Origin of the sequence: Myxococcus vastator (genome assembly GCF_010894475.1) — a bacterium.
Classification (GTDB): domain Bacteria; phylum Myxococcota; class Myxococcia; order Myxococcales; family Myxococcaceae; genus Myxococcus; species Myxococcus vastator.
Genome location: NZ_JAAIYB010000027.1, coordinates 1 through 22048, shown reverse-complemented (window position 1 = coordinate 22048; position 22048 = coordinate 1). Strand labels below are relative to the sequence as shown.

Below are 22048 nucleotides of genomic sequence, written 5' to 3'. Positions count from 1 at the left end.
GCCCCCGCCGTCGCGTGCAAGGGAAACGGATTACCCAACCTGGCTGCTTGTCCCTCCCTGGAGGGAATGGGACGCGAAGGGGCCCCTGGCGGGGCAGGCGGCCAGGCTGAACGGGGCCCCTTTCCTCGGGTGGGCTGTGCACGGCGTGGGGCGGCGGTCCTAGCTTTCAAAGAAGAGGGGGCGCCGTGTCAGGGAGAGAGGGCCTCATATGGAATCATGGAACCAGACGTCGTCCGACACCGTCCGTGTCCACACGCCGCTGGTGGTGAACCGGCGCATCGACGAGCGCGTGGAACGCTGCGTCCGGTACATGGCCGAGAAGGGGGACCGCGCGGAGATGACGCGCTACCTCGCCCGGCTGGAGCGCGAGTGGGACATCCACCGCGCCCTCGCCGTGGGCACGTCGGCCCTGGGCCTGCTGGGCCTGCTGCTGGGCCGGCGGGACGGCGGACGCTGGCGGAGGCTCACCGCGGTGGCGGGGGGCATGTTGCTCCAGCACAGCCTGTCCGGCTTCAGCCCGCTGTCCGAGCTGCTGCGCGGGCTCGGCGTGCGCACCCGCCGGGAAATCGACCTGGAGAAGTTCGCCATCAAGGCGCTGCGCGGCGACTTCGAGCGCATCCCCATGGAGGGCGGGCCCATGGCCCGGGCCAACGCCGCCCTCGTCGCCGCGCAGTCTTCCTGACGCCGCCTCAGCGGCGCGGCGCGGTGTAGCCGCCTCCCAGGGAGGGCATCAGGGCCGGCGACATGGGCGTCGGCGCCGGGCCGACGCTCTTCCCGGTGTTCGCCTGGTCGAAGAAGCCGTTGAGGCCCGCGATGCCCAGCGAGAAGTTCGTCACCCAGCCCGGGTCTGGCTGGCCCGCCGCGGCGCCGACGTCGAACGGCCGCGCGAAGTGCAGGCGCAGCAGCAGGGGCCCCAGCGCGAGGTTGAAGCCGACGACGCCGTTCACCACGCGGTGGTTCCACAGGTCATCCCGCCCCTCGCCGACGCCGCCCGCGTCGATGGCGGCAATCGCCTCCAGGTCGCTGAGGAAGGCCACCCGGATGATGTCGTTGAGCGGCAGCTGCGCCTCCAGCGTGGAGTAGACGTAGTGCCGGCCGAGCAGCCACTGGATGTCGCCGAAGTTCACGCCGCGCAGCGTGTCGAACGAGGACAGGAAGTAGGAGCGCGCGTACTGGCCTCCCAGCGTGGTGCCCAGGCCGCCGCGGATGAAGATGTTCGCGCGGCCGTAGATGGGGAAGTAGCGCTCCGCGTCCACGCGCACGTTGCCGTAGGCCTGGTTGTCGAAGGGCTGCACGCCCACCGTGGTCTCCAGCATGGCCGCGCTGCCGGACAGCGGTCCGGTGGCGTAGTGGTACTTCAGGCTGTCATAGCCAATCTGCCCGCTCAGCTCCGTCTGGAAGCGAATGGAGCGGTTGCGCGAGTTCCACTCCGTCAGCAGCTCCCGGTTGGCCGCGTTGCGCTCGGGGAAGAACAGCTCGAACTCCGTGTAGTCGTCCAGGAAGTACCGGGTGCCACCAATGGCCAGGTCGCCCTGCACGAACAGGAAGGTGCTCAGCGGGTAGCGCGCGCTGCCGAGCGCGCCGAAGAAGCGCTCACCCGACGTGAAGAAGGCGTTCTGCGCGCCCTCCTCGCCCTCGAAGGTGCGGTCCACGCGGAAGCGCAGGGACTGGAAGAGGCCGCCGCCCCACGTCGTGCGCGACTTGTCGTTGACGTAGAGCAGGTAGCCGTCCGTCAGGTCGAAGCTGCCGTACACCGCCAGGGTGAGCAGGAACTGGTGGTCCTTCATGCGGTCACTGGCCGCCGCGAAGAGCTGGCCCACGAAGCCGCCGCCGCCCGCGCCCGCGAAGCCGAAGAAGGGCCCGAACTCCAGGTTCTGCCGGGTGAAGGGCTCGTAGTTCGTCGCGTCCGTGAGGGGCCGCACCGCCAGCGGGTTGGGCGGCTCCGGCGGCGGCTCGGCGGGGACGTCCAGCGCCAGCATGCGCGGCGGGCGCAGCACCGCGGGCCGGCGCTCACCGGAGACGTGGAACAGCATCCACAGGCCGCCGTCCGGGCCAGGGCCGGGCTCGAAGACGCCCGTCGTCAGGTCCGTGCGCCGCACGATGCGGCCGTCCTTCGTCAGCTCGTGCAGGTCGGAGCTGCTGTTGTTGAAGGCGGTGAAGAAGAGGCGTCCGTCCGCCAGGGCCACCGGGGCCGTGTGGTCCCGCTCCTCGCTGGTGAGGCGCTCCACCTGCCGGGGAGCGTCCGGGCGCACGCGGAAGAGGTTGAACTGGCGGTGGGACGTCGCGTCCGACGTGAAGATGACGCCGGAGGGACCCCACGTCACCTCGCGCTCGGAGAACACGTCGTCGGTGAGCTGCAGCGGCGGGGCGTCCGGGCCCGCCTGCAGGTCGATGGCGTAGATGTCCCGCAGGCCCGCGTCGTTGATGCCGATGAACGCCACCCACCGGCCGTCGGGCGAGAAGGCCGGCGAGTACGCCGCGAGCAGCCCGTGCCGGTCGATGCGGTACGCGGTGCGGCCACCCAGGCTCAGGTCGACCACCAGGCCCACCTCCCGGTCGATGCCGGTCCGGATGGCGTTGCGGCGCACCAGCACGTCCGAGCCTCGCTGCTCCGACTTGTGCGTGTAGTCCTGCACGTAGATGATGTCGCGCCCGGTGATTTCGGCGATGAAGGCCAGCTTGTCGTTCGTCAACGCGAAGCTGCGCCCGGAGATGGGGTGCAGCGACTCCACGCCCGGCACGCCGTCACCCGCCACCTTCACCGTCTTGTCCGGCACGCGCGGGTCCATGATGTACAGCCGGCTCTCACCCGTCTCCGGGACGATGGTGCGCAGCCCCAGCACGTTGCCCGAAGGAGAGGACGCCATGGCGGTGGTGTAGCCGGGCGCCTTGTCGAGCAGGTCCAACGCCGGCGCGGACTGCTCGGACGCCAGGTACGTCTTGAAGGCCCGGCGCTTCAGCCAGTTCTCGAACCGCGCGGAGATGCGCTTGGGGTTGTCACCGGTGAGCCGCTCCAGCAGCTCCTCGAACTTGAGCGACGGTGAGTCGCGCGAGCCACCCGCCAGCCGCGGCGACTCCTCCAGCACGCGCTGGATGAAGCCGGCGCCGTACTCCTCTTCCAGGAAGGACACGCGGACCTGGCCCACCTTGTAGATCCACAGGTAGCCGTAGGGCCCGGGGGAGAAGAAGTCGAGGAAGGCGTAGCCCTTGAAGAGGTCCGGGTTCACCAGCAGGTCCCGCACCAGCATCTCCGCTTCCGGGTCCATGCCGCGCTTGGCGTAGAACTCGGCGAGCCCTTCGATGAACCACAGCGGGATGGCCTGCAGCGGGTCGCCGAACATCTTGGCCTGCTCGGCCACGGTGCGGACCTTCTGGATGGTGAACTGGTGCGCCAGCTCGTGGGTGCTGACCTCCTCGAAGAGGCGGTGGTCACCCAGGTACGGCAGCGTCAGCTTCAGGTCCTCGCCGGTGCTGGTGAGCCCCAGCGTGCCCTCGGACACGGCGAAGAGGTTGGTCTGCAGGAACTCCTGGTAGCTGCTGTAGAGGATGTAGGGGAAGGTCTTGGTGGGCACGTACTTGAACTGGTCCACCAGGTACCGGTAGGCCTCCTCGATGAGCGGCGCCGCGCGCTCGGCCACCATGCGCTCACGCTCATAGAAGTAGAAGCGCACTCCGCCCGACTTGTCCCCCAGCGACTTCGCGTAGGTGTAGTTGAACCCACCGTCCGCGCCCGCGAACACCGACTGGCCGCCGCCCAGCACCGTCCCGCCGTCATCGGGGTCGCTGGCCATCAAGTAGGTGGCGCCCGCGTCCTGCTGGCCAGCGTCGGTGCCACCGGCCGCCAGCGAGCCGCCGTCCTCCGTCCCCGCATCGGCCGCGGCCAGGGCGCCGCCGTCCTCCGTCCCCGCATCGGCCGCGGCCAATGCGCCGCCGTCCGCCGTCCCCGCGTCCGAGGCCGCCAGGCCACGCTCCGGGGCGCCCCCGTCTTCACCCGTCGTCAAGGGCGGCACGCCCGCGTCGGTCGCGTCCCCGAGCACCACCGGCGTGCTGCCGGGCAGCCCCGGCTGGGACTGGGGCTCGGACGGGCCTCCCGTGGCCTCCGAGGGCGGACCGGCGGGAGGTTCCTTCGTGTCGCCCACATCCGGCGAGGTGGTGGGCGCGCCCGGGTTGGCGCCGCCCGGGCTCTTCGGGGGTTGTTCGTGCGCCGTCCGCTCGGCGGGCTCCGCCAGCCCCGTGGCCCCCGGACCGACGAGGATGTCCGTGTGCCGCCACTCGAATTCATAGCTGTTCACCGCCGTCTTCCCGGGCCTTCGGGGCACGACGTAGAACTGGGCAAGCGCGAGCCCCGGGAAGAGCAGGACGAGCAGGGCAGCGGCGAGGGGACGGGGGTTCACTGAAGGCACCTCTGTGGGTGGGGTACCGGCGAGACTACACCTGCCTGGGAGGCTGCCTCCCAGCGGCCCGGGTATACAAGTGTCCGGACCATTTCTTTCCGTTTACTTGACGGGCGGTGGGCATCGCTCCCTTGGAGGCCGGAGGAGCGCGCTGTTTCGTCGGGTGCTGGCGCCGGATGATATGCAGGGGGGCATGAACCGCCTCCTCGCATTCACCAGCACCCTGGCGCTCGCCACCGCCTGCGGCAATGACAATCCGTCCGCTCCCAAGGCGGAGTGTCAGGTCGAGGCCATCGATGTGTCGGCCTGCCAGCTTTCAAGCCTCGCGGCCGTACAACCCGAGGGCATCTGGAACCTCAATGTCAACCTCAACGACGGCTCCGGTGCCGCGGCCGCCATGCGGTTGTCGGGAGGGGGCAGCAACACCCAGATGCTGCTGGGCGTCGCCGCCACGGAGCGGCAGAGCACCCCGGAGTCGTTCTTCCTGGCCAGCGAGTTCCAGGACGCCAACGGCTTGACGATCCGCTTCGCCGCCGCCGGGTGTTCCTCGACCGGGCCCGGGCAGATGTCGGGCATCTTCCGGCGCTGCGCCAACGGGACGGCGGACCTGAAGGGCACCTTCGACGCCGTCCGGGTGGGCCGCCGCGCGGGTGAAGAGGAGCGCTCCGGCGTGGCGCTGGTCGGCGAGGTGAAGCTGACGGACGCCACAATCACCAACGTCGCGGTGGCCCATGGCCACGCCTACGTGACGGCGGGGGCCAAGGGGCTCGTCGTGTTCGACCTGAGCGACCCCGCGCAGCCGCGCCAGGTCCGCCTGTCCGAGCCGTCCAACGACTTCTTCACGGACGCGCTGGTGAACGGGAGCACGCTCTACGTGGGCAGCCGCCGCAGCGGCGTCATCGTGTTCGACATCACCAACCCGGCGGTGCCCGTCCGCCTGCGCTCCGTCCCCGAGTCCGTGGTGGAGGTGAACTCCCTCGCGCTGGACGGAAACGTCCTGTACGCGGCGTCTCCGGCGCCCAACTCGGAGGTGTACGTCTACGACGTCGCCACGCCCGCGGAGCCGAAGCAGCTCACGCGGTACTTCGTCGAGGGCGCGGAGCCGCTGGCGGGTGAGGTGCCCTTGCACGTCGCGGCGATGGGCGGCCGGCTCTACGTGAGCAACTGGTCCTTCGGAATGACCGTCTCGGACGTCACCACCCCGTCGCGCCCGAAGCTGCTGGGCCGCTTCGCCAACACCCCGTCGCGCGCCACGGCGGTCGGCATGGTGGGAGACCGGCCCTACGCGTTCGACGTGGGCGAGGACTGGGGCGCGCACCTGAGCGTGCTGGACGTGAGCGCGCCGGCCACGGTGGCCCGGACGGGGGAGTTCCGGATGCGCCCGGAGGTGTCCATCCGCGCGGTGGCGTTCTCCGGGACGAAGGTCTACCTGGCCTATGGTCAGGACGGCCTGCGCATCGTGGACGTGTCCGTCCCCGGCTCGCCCCAGCAGGTAGGGTACTACAACACCTGGCGGGAGACGGACGCGGGCCACGGCGTCGCGTTCCTCGAAGGCCTGAGCAAGGTGCACGTGCCGGGCGACGGCTTCGTGTACGCAACAGATTCTTCGCGAGGCCTGCTCATCTTCCGCGAGACGACGGAGTAGGCTGTCTGGATGAGCGAGACCCCGACGCGGTCCTGCGGCAGGTGCCAGGCGCTTCCTCCCAACATGGAGGGCGCCGGGCGGCTGTTCCTGTGGAGCCCGGTGGGGCACAGCCAGGGCCGGCTCCTGTCCTTCCTCCGGGAGGCGCGGCACGAGGTCCAGGTGCGCGCCGAGGTCCACTGCGTCGAGGTGCGGGTCCCGGAGGCGGCGCTGTCGCCTCTGGCCTCGAGCCTGTTGGCCGCGCTCCCGCAGGAGGAGGCGCGGGCCACCCGGGCGCTGTTCATGCTGGGGGAGGCGGAGCCCGGGCTGGGTGACTATGCCCGGGTGGGCTCACTCCAGCGGCTCGTCAGGCGGACGCGCGCGGGGTGGCTGGTGGCGCTGCTCTCCGAGGAGCGGCTCACCACGCACTTCCAGCCCATCGTCCATGCGCGGGACACCCGCCGCATCTTCGCGCACGAGGCGTTGATGCGGGGCCTGGAGCCGGACGGCGCGCTGGTGTCGCCCGGACGGATGATGCAGACGGCGCGCGAGGCGGACCTGCTGTTCCAACTGGATTTGGCGGCGCGCACCACGGCCATCCGGCAGGCGGTGAAGCACGGGCTGGACACGCACCTCTTCATCAACTTCACGCCCACGGCCATCTACGACGCCTCGTTCTGTCTTCGCTCCACGGTGGAGGCCATCCACGCGGCGGGCATTGCGCCGGAGCGTGTCGTGTTCGAAATCATCGAAACGGACCAGACGGCGGACGCGGAGCATCTGCGCGGCATCGTGGACTTCTACCGCAAGGCGGGGTTCCAGGTGGCGCTGGACGACCTGGGGGCGGGCTTCTCGTCGCTGAACCTCATCCACCAGTTGCGTCCGGACATCATCAAGCTGGACATGGAGCTGGTGCGTGACGTCCACCTGGACCCGTACAAGGGCTCCATCGTGGAGAAGCTCCTGGAGATTGCGCGGACGCTGGGCATCCGCACGGTGGCGGAGGGCATCGAGACGCACGAGGAGCTGCGCTGGGTCCGCGAGCACGGGGTGGACTTCGTGCAGGGCTATCTCATCGCCCGGCCGCAGAGTCCCCCCGTGGGGGCGACGCCGTCGTTCACGGATTGAGCAGCACGTTCCCCGTGGCCTGCCGCTCGAGGTTGGCGGCGCGGAGGAGGCTCAGCTGGGCGCCTGCCTCCTGGAGGGCGAGCCGGGCGTTGTAGCCGTCGCGGTTGTTGACGAAGCCGCGGGCGAGGTTGAGCGCCGCACGCAGGCGCTCCGCGTGGACGACGACGGTCCCCTGGCCGTCCGCCTCCGCGCTGTCACGCAAGTCGGCGAAGGCGTTGTCGGCGATGTCGAGCGCATTGACGACGTCCAGCTCTCCCTGTTCCAGCGCCGTGTCCGCCGCGAGCATCCACTGGCTGGCGGTCTGAATCTGGGACAGCCGGTCCTGTCGCGCCTGCTCCACGTCGACCGCGCGGTCGCCGTAGGTGTCCACCTGGAGTTGCACGGCCTGGTTGCGCACGGTGAGGTCGGCGTCGCGCTCGTTGAGCTGGGCTTCGAGCTGCTTCATTCGCTCGCGCAGTTGCTCCAACTGCTGCGCGGGCGGCGGGTTCGTGTTCGGTGTGCCCGCGCCGCCGGTGCCCGTCTGGTTGTTCACGGGCGCCACGGTGGGCGGCGTGCCAATGGGCTCGGAGCGGCCAATGGGCTCGGAGCGGCCAATGGGCTCGGAGCGGCCAATGGGCTCGGAGCCGCCGATGAAGGCCGGCGTCACGGGGGCGGGGGAGGGCGCTGTGCCGCTCTGGTCGGTGGTGGTGCCCTGCTGAGGGGCCGTCTGAGCGCCGGATGTGCCGCCGCCACCTGTGCCGGTGTTGCCGATGCTCGTGCCGGTTCCGCTCACGTCCTGCTGGCCGACGGTGCCGGTGCCACGCTCGTCCTGCTGCCCGGCCACACCGGAGCCTCCCGCACCCGTCGCCGTCCCACCCGGGGTGTCCTGGCCCGCCTCGGTGCCGTCATCACCCGTCTGCTGTCCGCTCCCACCCATCGCGGCCTGCTCCTGTTGCAGCGCCTCCAGGGGCGAGGGAATCGGCTCGTAGGTCTGCGCGGTCTCCTCGGCGGCGACCTGCCCCGTGGTCGGCGGTGGCGCGCCGTCGGGCAGGACGGGCGTCAGCACGAAGTCGAGCCGCGACGCATCCTCCGGCATCTCGTAGACGTAGCCCGCCGGGGGCCTCAGCCCTTCAATCTCTTCGGCCGCCTGCTGGTTCGCGTCCTGGAGCGCCGCGGCGGCCGGGTCCCGGATGGAGGGGTCCTCGGGGGGAATCATGACCGGCGCGCTCGGCGACTGGCCGAGGCCCAACCCAGCAGCGATGGCAATCCAGAGGCGCATGGGGAAAAATCTGTCCATCCGTCTGCCCGCGGACACCCCAACGGCCTGTACGGCGCTCGAAGGGCCGCTCGCGGGGCGGGCATCCGGAACCTGCCTGTTCGAGCCCTGAAAACACCCAGGGCCGCGCTCCCAGCCGCAGGGGAGCACGGCCCTCGGGCACCTCAGGACGCCGCGACGGACTCAGAGGCTGATGCGGAGCCCCGCGCCCAACTGGAACGTCGGCGCGGGCACGGAGAAGGCCGGAATCGGCTGCCCGTCCACGACGAGCCCCTCCGGCACGTCAATGGCCAGCCGGAACTCACCGCCGCGCCGTCCGTAGTTCACCGAGCCGTACGCCTCCACCGTGAGATACGTGAGCGCCCGGTGCATCACGTTGAGCCGCGTGGTGAACGAGCGGTCCGACAGGTTGCCCAGGGTGAAGAGGTTGAAGGACGTCCGCTCCAGTGACCCCGGCCGGTCCAGGAAGACGTAAGCGGCGCCGTAATGCCGTCCCAGGTAGAGCGGGTTGAAGGCGTCCTTCAGCAGCAGGTACGGATACCCGAACGAGCCGGTGTAGCCCGTGGAGTTGAAGAAGTACTCCACGCCCAGCACGGCCAGGTCGTTCTCCCCATAGGGGAAGCTGTAGGTCGCGCCCGCCGTCATCTGCGGCGTGAGCCCCGAGGGAATGTACGCCTCCACCTGGACACCATCCTGCGCGATGTCCTCGAGCGTCGTCCCCTCCGGGATGCGGTACAGCGGCCGGTCCGTGCCTTCCTTCAGCGCCACTTCGGCGTAGACATCCAGCGGCCCCAGCGGCGAGGACACGTCGAGCCCGAAGCGGGGCTTACGTCCGTTCTGCGCCACCGCGCTGGCGCCCAGCTCCGCGGACCCCAGCAGGACTTCCGCGCGCAGCGCGCCGCCCAGGCGGCCCAGCCGGTTGACCGGGTCGCCGCCGCCAGCCTGGGACGTGGGGCTTCCGCTCGGGTCGGTGATGGCGCCCACGTCCGTGCCCAGGTCATCCATGACGAGGATGCCGTATACGTTCCAGCCCCGGGACTCCCAGGGCACGTGCACCTTCAGCATGGACACGCCCGTGCGCAGGTCCACGAAGGCCAGCGGATCCCTGCGCTGGGGCGACAGGAAGTCGGTGGGGTTCCAAATCTGCCCGGTGCCCCACTTCACATGCTGCTTGCCCACGGTGAAGAACACCGTGTGCTCCAAGTCGAAGCGCAGCCACGCCTGGTCCAGCAGCACGCGCGGGTTCGCCGGGGCGTCCGGCGTACTCCGGGGCGGCAGGGCGGGGTCGTAGTTCAAGCGCCCCACGACGAAGCCACGGATCCGGTCCGACGGGCGCGCGTCGAGGTAGCCGTCCACCAGCGTGGGGGCGGAGAAGGACGTCTGGCGGAGCGAGGTGTTCTCACTGCCCGCCATGAAGCCGCGCAGGTAGAACTGCCCGCCAATCTTCAGCGGATCATCCAGCACGTCCTCGGTGTCGAAGGCGCTCCGGGTCGCCGGGCCGTTCAACACGTCCGCGTCCCGGTCCCCGGCCGGCTCGGTCAACGGCGGCTGCCGCTCCGTGGCGCCACCGGTGGTGCCGGGGTCCACGTCCGCCGCCGGCTCCGAGCCTTCACCGCCGAAGAGGGCATCCTCGTCGGGCCGGCCCGAGTCCTCGCCCGCGGGCGCCTCCGCGGGCGGCTCCTCCTGTCCGCCTCCGAAGAGCGCGTCCTCGTCGGGCCGCTCCTCGGACTGGGCCCACGCGGGCGCGCCGGTGAGGGCCGCGGACAGCGCCGCGGCCAGGGTGAGGGTGCGCGGGCTCATCGGCTCTTGCTCTCGAGCCACGCCTTGGTGAAGAGGTTGGCTTCCAGCGAGCGCAGGTCCACCGTCTTGACGAGGATGGTGGTGGAGTTGCCCTTCTCGACTTCGTCGTAGATGCGCATCTCCTCCGGAATCCAGACGTCGTCCTTCTTGGACTCGCTGAACATCTTCTTCCAGCGGGGGTAGAGCGCCGTGCGCATCTTCCGGCCAGACAGGGCGTACTCCTCCCGCTTGAGGATGTTGCCGGACGCCTTGTCCACCCAGAGCTTGAGGACGGGGTAGGCCACGTCCACGCCGGACTTGACCTTCAGCGACAGCAGGTGGGCCGTGTACTTGCCCAGCTTCGCCTCGCCTTCGTAGGACGGGTCATACTCCTCGGCCAGCCGCGACTCGTCGAAGTCGGCGCGGCGGCTGTCGGTGCCGGCGATGCGCTCGCGCTCGGTGCGGCGCTCCCAGCGGCCCACGTTGGGGTTGTAGTTCCAGAGGTTCTTGTCCAGCCGCAGGTAGCCCTTGCCCGCCTCCGCCTTGGGCTTGGTGAAGAGCATCATCAGCTTGTCGTCCTCGTCGCGGCGATAGACGACCAGCTCGTAGACGAGGTCCGCCTTCCCCTTCTCCTTCTGCTCCAGGTACACCATCGCCTTGTAGTCGCCGCCGTTGCGCTGGCGGTCGTCGATGGTGGCCAGCAGCTTCACCTGCTCGGCCTGCTCCAGCGCCAGGGCGGCCGGGGCGGACAGCAGCGACACGGCCAGCGCCGCGGCGGACAACATGTTCTTGAGGCGCATGAGTTCACCCGATGTGGTGCATCGCCGTCACCGGCTTGAGCCGCGCGGCGAGGAAGGAGGGAATGAGCGAAATGGCGGTGGTGCACGCGGTGATGAAGGCCATGGCACCCAGGATGGACGAGGGGTGCACGGCCAGATTCAACGTCTCCGACATGATGAAGACGGCCACCACCTCCGGGACGTGCACCGCCATGGCATTGACGGCCAGGCACAGCACCAACCCCGCGCTGGCGCCCGCCAGCGTGCCCAGCGTGCCCAGCAGCATGGCCTCGAAGACGAACATCAGCAGCACGCGCGTGCGCTGCATGCCAATGGCGCGCAGGGTGCCAATCTCCCGGGTGCGCTCCCGGATGGCAATCCACAGCGTGTTCATGATGCCCACGCCGATGATGACCATCAGCACGAAGATGAGCACCCCGGTGAGGCTGTTGAGCGCGGTGAGCGTCCAGGTGATGAAGGAGATTTCGTCCTCCCAGTTCGTGATGTCCAGCCGCTGGCCTGTCCAGGCCTCGCGGTTGACGGTCTCGAACTTCATGAAGAACGCGCGCGGGTCGTGGTCCATCACCGTGTGCCCCGCGGCCGTCAGCGTCTGGCGCAGCCGCGCCTGCACCGCCGGCACGTGCTGGATGTCCTTCAGGTAGAGCAGCAGCGCGCCCGCGGTGTCGCTCTTGAACTGGTACAGCGAGCGCAGCGTGTCCGCCGGCACGAAGATGCCGAAGTCGCTCAGCATCCCCATGTCCGCCGCGATGGCCACCACGCGCGCGTCCACCGTGTTGCTGGCGCCTCGCAGCGTCTGGGCGGCCAGCGTCACGGACTCGCCCACCTGGACGTTCAGCTTCTTCGCCTGCTTCTCGAAGAGCAGCACCGTGTCGGGCTCGGCCAGGCCGTCCAGCGTGCCCGCGCGAAGCTGCAGCACCTGGCGGAGCCCCGGCTCGGACTGGATGTCGATGCCGCCCACGCCCACCTGCATGGAGGACGTCTCGCTCACGAGCTTGAGCCAGCCCCGGCCGCGCTGGACGGCGAAGTCCAGCTCCGGCACGTCCTTGCGGATCTGCTCCAGGATGGCCGGGTAGCCCGTCACGACGGGCGCCGCCTGGCCCGCCGTCACCTTGTAGAAGCCGGCCACGTTGACGTGGCCGGTGGACAGCGTGGTGGCGGAGCGGAGCATCGACTCCTTCATGCCCGTGGACAGGCCCATGAGGATGACGAGCAGCGCGGTGACGCTGGCGATGGCGCCGCCCAGCAGCAGGGTGCGTCTGCGGTGGGTGCCGAGGTTGCGGAATGCGATGAGGAAGAGCTGGAGCATGTTCTCACTCGTCCGTCTGCATCGCCTGGAGGGGCGAGACCCGGGTCGCGAGGAACGCGGGATAGAGGGTGGAGATGGCGGAGACGCCCAGGACGATCACGAACGCCGCCACCAGGTTGCTGGCGCTCAGCGTGGGGAACAGCCGGGGGCCGGAGAAGAAGAAGTAGAGCGCTTCGTTGCCGGCGGGGATGCCGGCGCTGTTGAGCAGGGCCATGATGCCGCTGCCCACCAATGAGCCGGCCGCGCCGAACACGAGCCCCAGCACCAGCGTCTCCACCAGCACCATGCCCAGGATGAAGGAGCGCTGCGCGCCAATGGCCCGCATGGTCCCCACCTCGCGCACGCGCTGCATGGTGGCCATCATCATGGCGTTGTTGATGATGACCAGCGCCACCACGAAGATGATGAAGACGGCGAAGTAGAGCACCATCTTCCCGAGCAGCACGAACTGCCCGATGATGCCCGCCGCCTCCTGCCACGACACCACGCGCAGCTTCAGGCCCGCGTCCTTCGCCGCCTGCCGCAGCTCCACCATCGTCTGCTCCAGCAGCTCCGGGTCCTTGAGCATCACCGCCGCGCTCAGGGCCACGCCCTGTTCGATTTCCTGCTGGGTGTAGACGCGCTGGAGCAGGTTCTCACGCGTGAGCGCCCCCTGGTCACCGATGAAGGCGGCCTGGTCGTCCACGTCGGTGGACGTGGCCTCCGCCACCAGGACGTTGTCGCTGGCCTCGCCGAAGAGGGCCTCCTCGGCCTCGTCCCGGCTGAGGGCCTCCAGGCCGCTCTGCTGCTGGATCTCCGCCAGCTCCGCCTTCTTGTCCGCGGTGAGGTAGCCGTACAGGTCCCGGAAGGACATCAGGTCCATCAGGCTCAGCGCGCCGGCCATGGCGGACTTCTCCAGGCCCTTGAACTGGTAGGTGCCGTAGACCTTCACGTTGACGCTCTGCATGTAGCCGGTGCGCGTGAAGGCGGTGATGGTGAGCACGTCCCCCATGCGCAGTCGGTAGAGCTCCAGCAGCGGCGCCAGCTCCGAATAGAACTGGGCGTAGCGGGTGTCGAAGTTGGCGTCGTCGGTGGTGAAGAACTGCGTCAGCAGCGTGTCCAGCGCGGGCTCCTGGCTGCCCAGCAGCTTCTGCAGCCGCTCCACCATCTTCCGCGTCTTGACGGGGTCCAGCTGGAAGATGATCTCCCGCGTCTGGACCTGGTTCTCCTTCACCCAGCGCTGCAGCTCCGGGTCGGTGGCGATGGTCTTCTGGTTGAGATCCCGCTCCTGCTTGATGTGGTCCAGCCGGAGCGCCGACTTCATCTTGAGGAACTCTTCGTAGAAGAACTTGGACAGCAGCATGCCGCGCTGGCCGGTGGGCACCGGCTGGCCGTCCACGATCTCCATGCGGTCGAAGGTGCGCTGGAACGCGTCCAGGTCCGTGCCGGCGTAGCGCAGCTCCAGCATGTCTCCGTCCGGAATCTGCGGGGCGATGCGGTTCTCCAGGAGCTCCAGCGAGGCATACGGGTCCTCCTCGAAGGCGTCCCAGAACGCGTCCGTGCGCGCCTGGGCGAGCGCCTTCACCTCCGCGGGGTCCTTCTGGGCGCCGCCCAGCTCCTGCTCGCTCCGGGCCGTCTGGTCGGCCATCAGGTTGACCATCTGCCGGACGTGCCCCTTGACGCTGTCGATGCTCTCCCGCAGCTCGGGTGTCTCACCGGCCTCGTCGCGCTTCTTGTAGAGCTCGCGCAGGTTCGACAGCGTCAGGTCCACCGTGTTGCCAGAGGTGATGATGGCGCCGCTGGTTCCCAGGGGCACCACCGTCTTCACGTTGGGGTGCTTCTCCAGGAAGGGCTTGAGCTGGCTGAAGTCGTCCAGCGCGGCCAGGTCCGGCTCGCCGCTCATGCTGCCGTAGAGGGCCAGCGGGTCCTTGGAGTCATCCGAGTAGACCTGGATGTGGCCCGCGACGCTGCCGATGATGCTGCGGCTCATCGCGCTGTCCATGCTGTCCATCAGCGCCCCGCCCACCACCACGAGCAGGGTGCCGAAGAAGATGATGCCGCCGATGAGCAGGTTGATCTTGCTGGAGAACAGGTTGCGGAAGGCCACCTGCAGCAGCAAACGGAGCTGTCCCATGGTCAGTGGCCTCCAGCGGCCATGACGCGGCTGGCCTCGGCGGCGCTGATGCGGTCCAGGAACTTGCCGTCCGCCAGCCGCACCACGGCGTTGGCGTGGCTCATCACCTTCGCGTCGTGCGTGGAGAAGATGAAGGTGGTGCCCTCCTTCTGGTTGAGCTCCTTCATCAGGTCGATGATGTTCTGGCCCGTCACCGAGTCCAGGTTGGCCGTGGGCTCGTCCGCGAGCACCAGCTGGGGCCGCGTGACGAGCGCGCGCGCCACGGCCACGCGCTGGCGCTGGCCACCGGACAGCTCGTTGGGCCGGTGTTTGGCGTGGCTGGCCAGGCCCACCTGCTCCAGGAGCTGCATCACCCGCTCCCGGCGCTGGGCCTTGTCCAGCTTGCGCTGGAGCAGCAGGGGAAACTCCACGTTCTGGAAGACGCTGAGCACCTGCACCAGGTTGAAGCTCTGGAAGATGAAGCCAATGGTGTTGAGGCGCAGGTTCGTGAGCTGGCGCTCGGTGAGCTGCTTGGTGTCCTGCCCGGCCACCCGGACCACGCCGCCGGTGGCGGTGTCCACGCACCCGATGAGGTTGAGCAGTGTCGTCTTGCCGCTGCCGGAGGGCCCGGCGATGGAGATGAACTCACCGGCATGGACCTCCAGGTCCACGCCCCGGAGCGCCGGGACGACCACCTTCCCCAGGGTGTAGTCCTTGGTCACGTTCGTGATGGAGACGATGGAGGCCTGCGAAGCGGTGGGATTCATGCGGTACGTCCTTTCGAAGTCTTGTCGGGGCGTGGCGGACGGGGGGCATGCGCTGCGCGCCACCGCTCGGCGATGCCTGTCAGCTCGGCCTTGTAGAAATCACAGAAAGCGGACGCTTCTCGCAAGCTGCGATTGCCAGCGAGGCGCGGAACCGCGAGGGCTTCGGCGCAGATGCGGGCGAAGGCGCTCAGCGACTCCTCCGCCACGCGCAGCTTGCCCTCCCAGCCCTGGGAATGGATGACGTGGTAGTGCTGCCGGTCTCCGGGAACGCTGGCCGGTTCCACCAGGCCCATGTCCGCGCAGGCGCGGAGGTTGGTGGACACCGAGGCCGCGCTCACCTTGAGCAGCTCGGCGATTCGCTTGTTCGACAGGGGCTCGCCCGCGAGCATCAGCAGCGCATAGATGCGCCCGCCAATGCGCGTGCCGCCCCGCCGCTCGAAGTACAGCCCCATCGCTTCGATGAAGCGGTGCTCGGCGGTCTCCAGCTCCCTCATGCCCGCGCTCCACGCCTCGCCGTGCCGGGCATCCCGTGGTGGGACGCGTGGCGGCCAGGGCGGTGGGCAGGCATTTAGGCGGCGGACTTCGTTCAGTCAATACTGAATGGACTGTACGGTGATGCAGGCCTGACGGCGCCGGAGGTCCGCGCCCGGCACGGCGCCAGGGCCCACAGCCGGGTGGCGGCTGCGGGCCCTGAGTTCCCCATCATGGGGTGCGGTCCTGACATGCCCGTGGGTGGGGCATCAGTACGTGTCGGGCGAGGTGTTGGAGCCCGTGTCCGGGTTCAGGGTGCTGTCGTCCCCCGCGCCGCCGGTGCCTTCGTGCTGCTCCACGCCGGAGCCGCCCATGTCGCTGTCCTGGTTGATGGACGAGTCGGGCGTCAGCGCCGGGTCACCGGCGCCGCCCGTGCCCGAGAGGGAGATGCTCTTGGCGACGTTCTTGGTCTCCTTCACCTGGTAGCTGGCGCGAATCTCCTGGCCGGGGCGCAGGTCCTTGGCCTTCTTCAGGGTCGGGTCGCTGAAGGTGGTGCTGCGGTCGACCTCCAGGGGGACCACCGCGCCCTGCATGTCGACGAAGATCTTGTCGCTCTCCGCCTTCACCACGCGGCCGTTGAGCTCCTTCTGGCCCATGTTGGCCTGCTGGCCCATGGTGCCGGAGCCGCCCATGCCCGGCTCCTCGGGCGTGGCGGTCGTCTCGCGTTCGATGGTGGTGGTGGTGTCCTTCTGGATTTCGGTCTCACCCACCTGGCCGGAGCCTCCCTGCGCCGCCGACGAGTCCTTCGGCTTGTTCTCGTCGTTGTTGGCCAGGGCGGTACCGCTTCCAAGCATGGCGATGGTGGCGAAGACGCCAACGAGCTTCTTCATGGAGTTGCTCCTGTGGTTGTTGTGAGTGGGCGGGGGCTGCGACGTCCCCCGTTGGAGAAAACCTAGGTGCGCTTGTTGAAGCGGACAGGGCTTGCCCACACCCCTGCTGGAATGGCCGTTCGCTCTCCTGGCGGTGGTCCAGGGGCCGCTCGCGTCGTGGGAAGAGGCGAGCGCCTTGTCGGCAGCGGGGCTTTCCCTTACCGTCGGGGGCCCAGCGCCCACTGGCCAGCCTGGCTGGTGGCCCGACAGGAGACCGTCTCCGCGATGCCCCCGACCGCCAAGCCGTCCCAGACCGCGCAGGACCTCCCCGCGCCCTCGTTTCCCGCCATCGAGTCGCTGCTCGAGGCGGCCTCCGTGGAAGAGGTCCGTGGCTTCTTCGATGGGGTGAAGACGGGCCTCACCGAGCTCAAGGGCCCCAAGGTGGAGCAGGGCAAGAAGGCCCAGGCCGCCATTGGCCGCGCGGAGGAGCTGCTGGAGATGCTGGTGGAGACCCGCGAGCGGCTGATCGCCGAGTCCAAGGGTGGCAAGGGCCGGAAATGACGGTGGTTTTGCCCCGGGAGGCTCTTTTTTTCCGGGGTCAGGCAACCGGCGGTGCCCCCCGCCGATAATGCAAGAGAGAGCATCCTGAGCATCGGTGATCTCTGACCTTTCCGCTGGAAGCAGCGCCTGGAGGAAGCAATGGCGAAGATCGACAACATGATGGGCCCGAACGTTCGTCTCTCGACCAACGTCACGACGGCGCGGCAGACGCCGGACACCGGTTTCGGCGCGCGGCTTCACAACGGTCTCAACAGCGCCGCCAGCGCCGTGGGCACGGGTGTGGGCGCGATGGCGGGCATGGTTCCCGGCGGGCAGATTGTCTCCGCCGCCGTCTCCTCGATGCACACGTTCTCCGCGACGGGCGGCTCGGGCATGGGCGCGCCGTACGCGGGCGTGATGAACACCGCGGTGGCGGGCAACCTGAGCGGCGCGGTGGCGCCGGCCGGCGGCGGTGTCGTCGCGGGCGGCGGCCTGGGTGGCGCGGTGGCCGGCTCCGGCTCGCCGCTGGGCCTGGGTGCGCAGGGTTCCGGCAGCACCACGGACACCGTCAATGGCAATTTCTCGCTGAACAAGATGGCCGAGGAGAACTCCAAGCTCCTGAACCTGCAGGCCGCCATCCAGCAGGAGTCGCAGACTTTCACCGCGATCTCGAACGTGATGAAGTCGCGCAACGATACGATCAAGAACTCCATCGGCAACGTCCGCTAGCCGCGGGCGTCGTCGCCCCAGGGAGCGTGCATGGCGGACACCTCGGAGATTTCGAACAGCCTCGTCCCACTCGGACGCCAGCAGGCCAGGGTCCTGCTGGAGGCCGGTTACCTGTGGCTCGACATGGGCCACTTCGACAAGGCGAAGGAGATCTTCTCCGGGGCGGCCGCGCTGATGCCCCGGAGCGAGGTGCCCCAGCTGGCGCTGGGCGCGGTGGAGTTCTCGCAGGGCCGTCATGACAAGGCCCTGCAGGCCTACCGCGTCGCGCAGCGCCTGGCCCCGCAGTCCTCGCTCCCGCGGGCGCATGCGGGCGAGGCGCTGCTGTTCATGGGGAAGGTGCCCGAGGCGCTCAAGGAGCTGAAGGCCGCCATGGACCTGGAACCCGACGGGGACGGTGCCCGCCTGGCGCAGTCCCTCATCCAGGCCAAGGAGGCGGGAGTCCTGCCTCCGGCGAAGACGTAGGACGGAGGTCACGGCGATGGCTGTCGGAGGTGTCGGACGAGGCGGTGGGAAGGGCCGCGCGGGTGGCGCGAAGGGCCCTGCCGGCGCGGCTCCGGCGGGTGGCGCCAGCTTTGGTGGCCGGGTGGACCGGACGGAGTCTCTTGTCGGGCCCTCGGGTCTGGTAGGCTCCAGCAATGTCCAGGGCCCCCAGGCCGCGGATCCGGTGGCCTCCCAGGCGGTGGCCATTGCCCGGAAGCTGAAGAATGGGGGCTTCAAGAGCAAGGAAGAGGCGACGCAGGCCCTGGTCGCCGAAGTCCTGAAGGAGAAGCTCCGAATGAAGTCTTCTTCACTCACCAGCAAAATCGCAGACGCGCTCCAGGATGATCCGCGGCTGAATCAGGTCCTCGAGCGGCTGTGGTCTAAGGCCGAGTGAGCGGCGCTTGGCTCTGGGCGACGACAGGCAGGTCATCCTCGAGAAGTACGGCCCCTACGTCCGGTCGCTGGCCGCGACCGTGCGCAAGCAGTTCAATGCCCAGCTGGAGCTGGATGAGCTGCTGGCCTACGGTCAGATAGGCCTCCTGGAGGCCGCCGAGCGGTTCGATCCGAAGGTCGGGGCCAACTTCCTCACCTTCGCGCACTACCGCATCAAGGGCGCCATCTTCGACGGGCTGCGGAAGATGGGCGTGCTGCGCGGTTCGGACGCCCGCGGCGCCTATGTGGGAGAGCGGGCGGCGGCGTATCTGGGAAATCTTTCGGATCGTGAGGCCGGAGCAGGCAACCGCGGCAGCTCATTCGACGATGATGTGAATGACATCTCGGATGCGGTGACGGGCTTGGCGATGGTCTTCGCCAGCAGCATCGAAGGCGCGGACACGACGGGTTACACCGACGAGTCGCTCCCCGTCGACATCCGGATGGAGCAGGAGCAGCTGAAGACGCGGGTGCGGGCGGCGATCGAGAAGCTCCCGGAGAAGGAGCGCAAGCTCCTGATGGGGTACTACTTCCAGGGCAGGACGCTGGAAGAGGCGGGAGCGGAGATAGGACAGTCGAAGAGCTGGGCGTCGCGGCTGCACGCGCGAGCAATCGACCGGCTCAAGGAACTCTTGAACGAGGAGGAGGAGCTTCCTCCTTCTCCGATGGATGCAAGGAGGGTCTCACATGGCGGGTCCGATGGCCGGAGTCTCCGCGGCGCAGGTCGCCCAGCAGAAGCTGCAGGATCAGGGCGCTCAGCAGACGAACAAGCAGGGCGCGTCGAAGTTCGACGGAGTTCTCGCTGACAAGGCGCAGGGCGCCGGTCAGGTGGACGCGACCCAGCAGGTGAACAAGGCCCAGGCGGCGCAGGCCACCCAGCGCACGGATGCCGTGCGTCAGGTGGAGACCGTCACCAAGACGGAGAAGGCCGCCCTCAACAAGGTGCGCGGTGCCCAGGAGTCGGTGACGACCAAGGCGGCCGAGCCCGTGGTGGCCAAGGCGGAGGCGTCCAAGTCGTCCAAGGCGGGCGACATGATGACGCAGATCGTCGGTGACCTGGAGAAGGGCCAGGTCAACCTGGAGCACATCATCAAGCAGGCCTCCAGCGGCAAGGCGTTCTCCAACGCGGAGCTGCTGTCGCTCCAGGCCTCCATGTACCAGTACACGCAGCAGCTGGACCTGACGAGCAAGGTCGTGGAGAAGGCGACCACCGGCCTGAAGGACGTCGTCAAGACCCAGGTGTAGGCCCAACCCCGGCTCCCCGGCGACGCGGCCTTGAGAAGGGCGGTCCCTCCCTCTACGAGCGGGAGGGGGCGCCCTTCCGCGTTTTCCGGGGGCCTAGTAAGCTCCGACCCGCCCATGATTCGCCGACCGCACGCGTTTGCCGCCTCGCTTCTTGCCCTCCTCTTCCTGACGGGCTGCCACATTGAACTCCAGCACGCGCTGAGCGAAGCGGACGCCAACGAAATCTACGTCCTGCTCAGCAAGAACGGCATCACCGCCAAGAAGGAGAAGGAGGAAGGCGGCAACGAGGTGCGGTTCATGATCACCGTGCCCAAGGCGGATGCCGCGCAGGCGGCGGAGCTGCTCAAGCTCAACTCGCTGCCGCGCCCGGTGGAGAAGGGCCTGGCCCACTTCTCCAAGGGCAGCATGGTGCCCACCGCGACGGAGGAGCGCGCCATGCTCCTCAAGGCGATGGGCGGCGAGGTCTCCAACGCGCTGAACCAGATTGACGGCGTGCTGGAGGCGCGCGCCATCGTGATGATTCCGGAGAACAACGACCTCGCGCAGCCGGAGAACAAGCCGATGCCGTCCGCGTCGGTGTTCATCAAGTACCGCCCGGGCGAGGGTGGCAGGCCGCCCATCGACACCGCCGTGGTGCAGCAGTTCGCGGCCACCGCGGTGCCGGAGCTGAAGGCCAGCGCGGTGACGGTGCTGATGACGCAGGCCTTGCCGCCGTCGGCGGAGACGGACTCGGAGAGCCGCCTGCAGGACGTGCTGGGGCTGCGCATGACGGCGTCCAGCGCCAGCCAGTTCAAGGTGATGTTCGCGGGCGCCTTCGTGCTGGTGCTGGCGATGCTGGGCCTGACGATGTGGACCTTCATGCGCGGCGGCTCCAGCAGCGCCCCGGCCACGCGCACTGGCGCGCGCGCCCGCGGTCGTCCTCCCGAGGCCTGACGTCACCGCCCCTCACGGTGGGGCTTCCCTCCCTCTCCCAGCGGGCGTCCGTGGGGCCCGAGAGGTGACGTTTGGACTCGTTCTTCACCTCGCTCAACAAGCGCCAGAGCATGCTGCTCCTGACGGCCGTGACGTTCTGCGGCCAGGAGAGCCTCGGCGCCCTGGAGCACCTTCCCGAAGAGGAGGGCGCGCTCCTGCGTCATCGCGCGCAGGAGCTGCTTCAGATTCCGCGCGAGAAGCGCATCCCCGCGCTGGTGCAGGAAATCAAGCGGCTGGTGAAGGACCGCCGTGGGCAGCTCTGGAGCGCCGAGCCGGAGCGGCTGGCCGCCCTGCTGCAACGTGAGCGGGGCGCGTTGGTGGAGGTGGTGCTGCGCGCGCTGCCGGGCACGCTGGCGGAGGCGGTGCGCGCGCATCTGCCGCCCTCGCGCGTGAAGCTGACCCGCGAGGTCCGGCCGCAGGTCCTGGACATCGTGCGGTGGAAGCTGGAGGAGCTGCTCGCGCGCGAGGTCGCGGGCCAGCAGGCCGCGGGCTTCAAGTTCGCGGACGTGCTCCAGCTCCAGCAGCGGGAGCTGCTCACCATGTGCGACCGGTTGGGCGCGCGCGTGCTGGGGCCGGCGCTGGCGGGCCTCCCGGACGCGGAGCGCGAGGCCATGCTGGAACAGCTGCCGCCGGACCTGAAGCTGCTGGCCACCAAGGCCGTGGCGGCCAACGCTCCGCGCAAGCTGCCGGAGGAGGACGCCAGGACGCAGCTGGAGCCGCACGAGGGCCTGACGCGGCCCGCGGTGGCGCTGCGCAGCGCGGGGGCTCAGCGCCTGGCGCGCGCGTGCGTGGCGCAGTCCCCGGAGTTCGCCGCGCGCATGCTGGAGAAGTACCGCGGTGAGTTCGGAAGCCTGCTGGCGAAGTGGGTGCGCGAGGAGCGCGTGCGTCCCACCGCGCGGGGCGACGGCGGCCGGACCGACATCGTCATGGACCTGGAGCGGCTGGCCACGCGTGGCCTCATCGAGCGGCCGGTTCGCCTGGCGACGCCGCCTCCGCCGCGTCAGTCCGCGGTGCTTCCTCCGCCTCCGGGAGCCCGGAAGGCGGCCGCGGCGGCGCCACCCGCGGCCAAGGCGGCGGCTCCTGGTGGGGCAGCGCATGCGGGGCCCGCGCCCGCTGGGGCGCCGGGTGCCGCACTGTCGCTTATACACGTCTCCGGGCGCACGAGACA

The 22048-nt window shown here is 69.3% G+C and carries 20 protein-coding genes; 11 read left to right on the top strand and 9 right to left on the bottom strand.

Translation table 11 applies throughout. The annotated features are described in order from the left end of the window. The first annotated feature begins 208 nt into the window (after positions 1 to 208). Positions 209 to 682 (top strand): hypothetical protein, encoded by a 474-nt coding sequence (locus G4D87_RS04690; RefSeq protein ID WP_163779367.1) that lies wholly within the window; start codon positions 209 to 211, stop codon positions 680 to 682. Positions 683 to 689: 7 nt separating this feature from the next. Here the strand turns inward: G4D87_RS04690 and G4D87_RS04685 are convergent, their stop codons facing one another. Continuing rightward, positions 690 to 4403: a PD40 domain-containing protein gene (locus tag G4D87_RS04685; protein WP_163779365.1), complete on the bottom strand. Its 3714-nt coding sequence runs from the start codon at positions 4401 to 4403 to the stop codon at positions 690 to 692. Positions 4404 to 4587: 184 nt separating this feature from the next. Here G4D87_RS04685 and G4D87_RS04680 point away from each other — a divergent pair, with 184 nt between their 5' ends. Then, positions 4588 to 6039: an LVIVD repeat-containing protein gene (locus G4D87_RS04680; protein ID WP_240358008.1), complete on the top strand. Its 1452-nt coding sequence runs from the start codon at positions 4588 to 4590 to the stop codon at positions 6037 to 6039. 9 nt (positions 6040 to 6048) lie between these two features. After that, complete coding sequence (locus tag G4D87_RS04675) at positions 6049 to 7143, top strand: EAL domain-containing protein (protein WP_163779361.1); 1095 nt, start codon at positions 6049 to 6051, stop codon at positions 7141 to 7143. Here G4D87_RS04675 and G4D87_RS04670 read toward each other — a convergent pair. From G4D87_RS04670 to G4D87_RS04635, 8 genes are all read right to left on the bottom strand, one after another. After that, positions 7133 to 8401, bottom strand: coding sequence for a hypothetical protein (locus G4D87_RS04670; RefSeq protein ID WP_240358007.1), 1269 nt, complete (start codon positions 8399 to 8401; stop codon positions 7133 to 7135). The genes G4D87_RS04675 and G4D87_RS04670 overlap by 11 nt on opposite strands. Positions 8402 to 8581: 180 nt before the next feature. After that, the gene (locus G4D87_RS04665; protein ID WP_176409707.1) at positions 8582 to 10198 is read right to left on the bottom strand and encodes a hypothetical protein; all 1617 of its coding nucleotides are present in this window, start codon (positions 10196 to 10198) and stop codon (positions 8582 to 8584) included. Then, a complete protein-coding gene (locus tag G4D87_RS04660) occupies positions 10195 to 10977 on the bottom strand; it encodes an outer membrane lipoprotein-sorting protein (protein WP_163779357.1) in 783 nt (260 codons plus the stop codon). Before G4D87_RS04660 ends, G4D87_RS04665 begins: the two co-directional genes overlap by 4 nt. Before the next feature lie 4 nt (positions 10978 to 10981). Continuing rightward, a complete protein-coding gene (locus tag G4D87_RS04655) occupies positions 10982 to 12283 on the bottom strand; it encodes an ABC transporter permease (RefSeq protein WP_163779355.1) in 1302 nt (433 codons plus the stop codon). A gap of 4 nt (positions 12284 to 12287) precedes the next feature. After that, positions 12288 to 14396 carry an ABC transporter permease gene (locus tag G4D87_RS04650; protein WP_163779353.1) on the bottom strand — a complete coding sequence of 703 codons (2109 nt, stop codon included), beginning with the start codon at positions 14394 to 14396 and terminating at the stop codon, positions 12288 to 12290. A gap of 2 nt (positions 14397 to 14398) precedes the next feature. Further along, positions 14399 to 15142, bottom strand: coding sequence for an ABC transporter ATP-binding protein (locus tag G4D87_RS04645; RefSeq protein WP_163779351.1), 744 nt, complete (start codon positions 15140 to 15142; stop codon positions 14399 to 14401). Then, a complete protein-coding gene (locus tag G4D87_RS04640; RefSeq protein ID WP_163779348.1) occupies positions 15139 to 15636 on the bottom strand; it encodes a GbsR/MarR family transcriptional regulator in 498 nt (165 codons plus the stop codon). The genes G4D87_RS04645 and G4D87_RS04640 overlap by 4 nt, the downstream gene beginning before the upstream one ends. Before the next feature lie 246 nt (positions 15637 to 15882). After that, entirely contained in the window at positions 15883 to 16503 is a 621-nt protein-coding gene (locus tag G4D87_RS04635; RefSeq protein ID WP_163779346.1) for an RNA-binding protein, read from the bottom strand. A 264-nt stretch (positions 16504 to 16767) separates the two neighbouring features. Between G4D87_RS04635 and G4D87_RS04630 the strand changes: the two genes are divergently transcribed. The 8 genes from G4D87_RS04630 to G4D87_RS04595 form a co-directional block, all read left to right on the top strand. Continuing rightward, positions 16768 to 17043, top strand: a complete 276-nt coding sequence (locus G4D87_RS04630; protein WP_026113931.1) for a hypothetical protein — start codon at positions 16768 to 16770, stop codon at positions 17041 to 17043. A 138-nt stretch (positions 17044 to 17181) separates the two neighbouring features. Next, positions 17182 to 17751, top strand: coding sequence for a hypothetical protein (locus tag G4D87_RS04625; RefSeq protein WP_163779344.1), 570 nt, complete (start codon positions 17182 to 17184; stop codon positions 17749 to 17751). 30 nt (positions 17752 to 17781) lie between these two features. Beyond that, positions 17782 to 18213, top strand: a complete 432-nt coding sequence (locus G4D87_RS04620; protein ID WP_163779342.1) for a tetratricopeptide repeat protein — start codon at positions 17782 to 17784, stop codon at positions 18211 to 18213. A 16-nt stretch (positions 18214 to 18229) separates the two neighbouring features. Beyond that, positions 18230 to 18625 (top strand): hypothetical protein, encoded by a 396-nt coding sequence (locus G4D87_RS04615; RefSeq protein ID WP_163779340.1) that lies wholly within the window; start codon positions 18230 to 18232, stop codon positions 18623 to 18625. A 7-nt stretch (positions 18626 to 18632) separates the two neighbouring features. Next, positions 18633 to 19469 (top strand): sigma-70 family RNA polymerase sigma factor, encoded by an 837-nt coding sequence (locus G4D87_RS04610; protein ID WP_163779338.1) that lies wholly within the window; start codon positions 18633 to 18635, stop codon positions 19467 to 19469. After that, positions 19351 to 19908 carry an EscF/YscF/HrpA family type III secretion system needle major subunit gene (locus tag G4D87_RS04605; RefSeq protein ID WP_240358006.1) on the top strand — a complete coding sequence of 186 codons (558 nt, stop codon included), beginning with the start codon at positions 19351 to 19353 and terminating at the stop codon, positions 19906 to 19908. The genes G4D87_RS04610 and G4D87_RS04605 overlap by 119 nt, the downstream gene beginning before the upstream one ends. Before the next feature lie 114 nt (positions 19909 to 20022). Beyond that, positions 20023 to 20841 (top strand): type III secretion protein, encoded by an 819-nt coding sequence (locus tag G4D87_RS04600; protein WP_163779335.1) that lies wholly within the window; start codon positions 20023 to 20025, stop codon positions 20839 to 20841. Positions 20842 to 20912: 71 nt separating this feature from the next. Beyond that, positions 20913 to 22048, top strand: a 1136-nt coding sequence (locus G4D87_RS04595; RefSeq protein WP_504112511.1) for a serine/threonine-protein kinase, incomplete at its 3' end; no start/stop codon positions are given.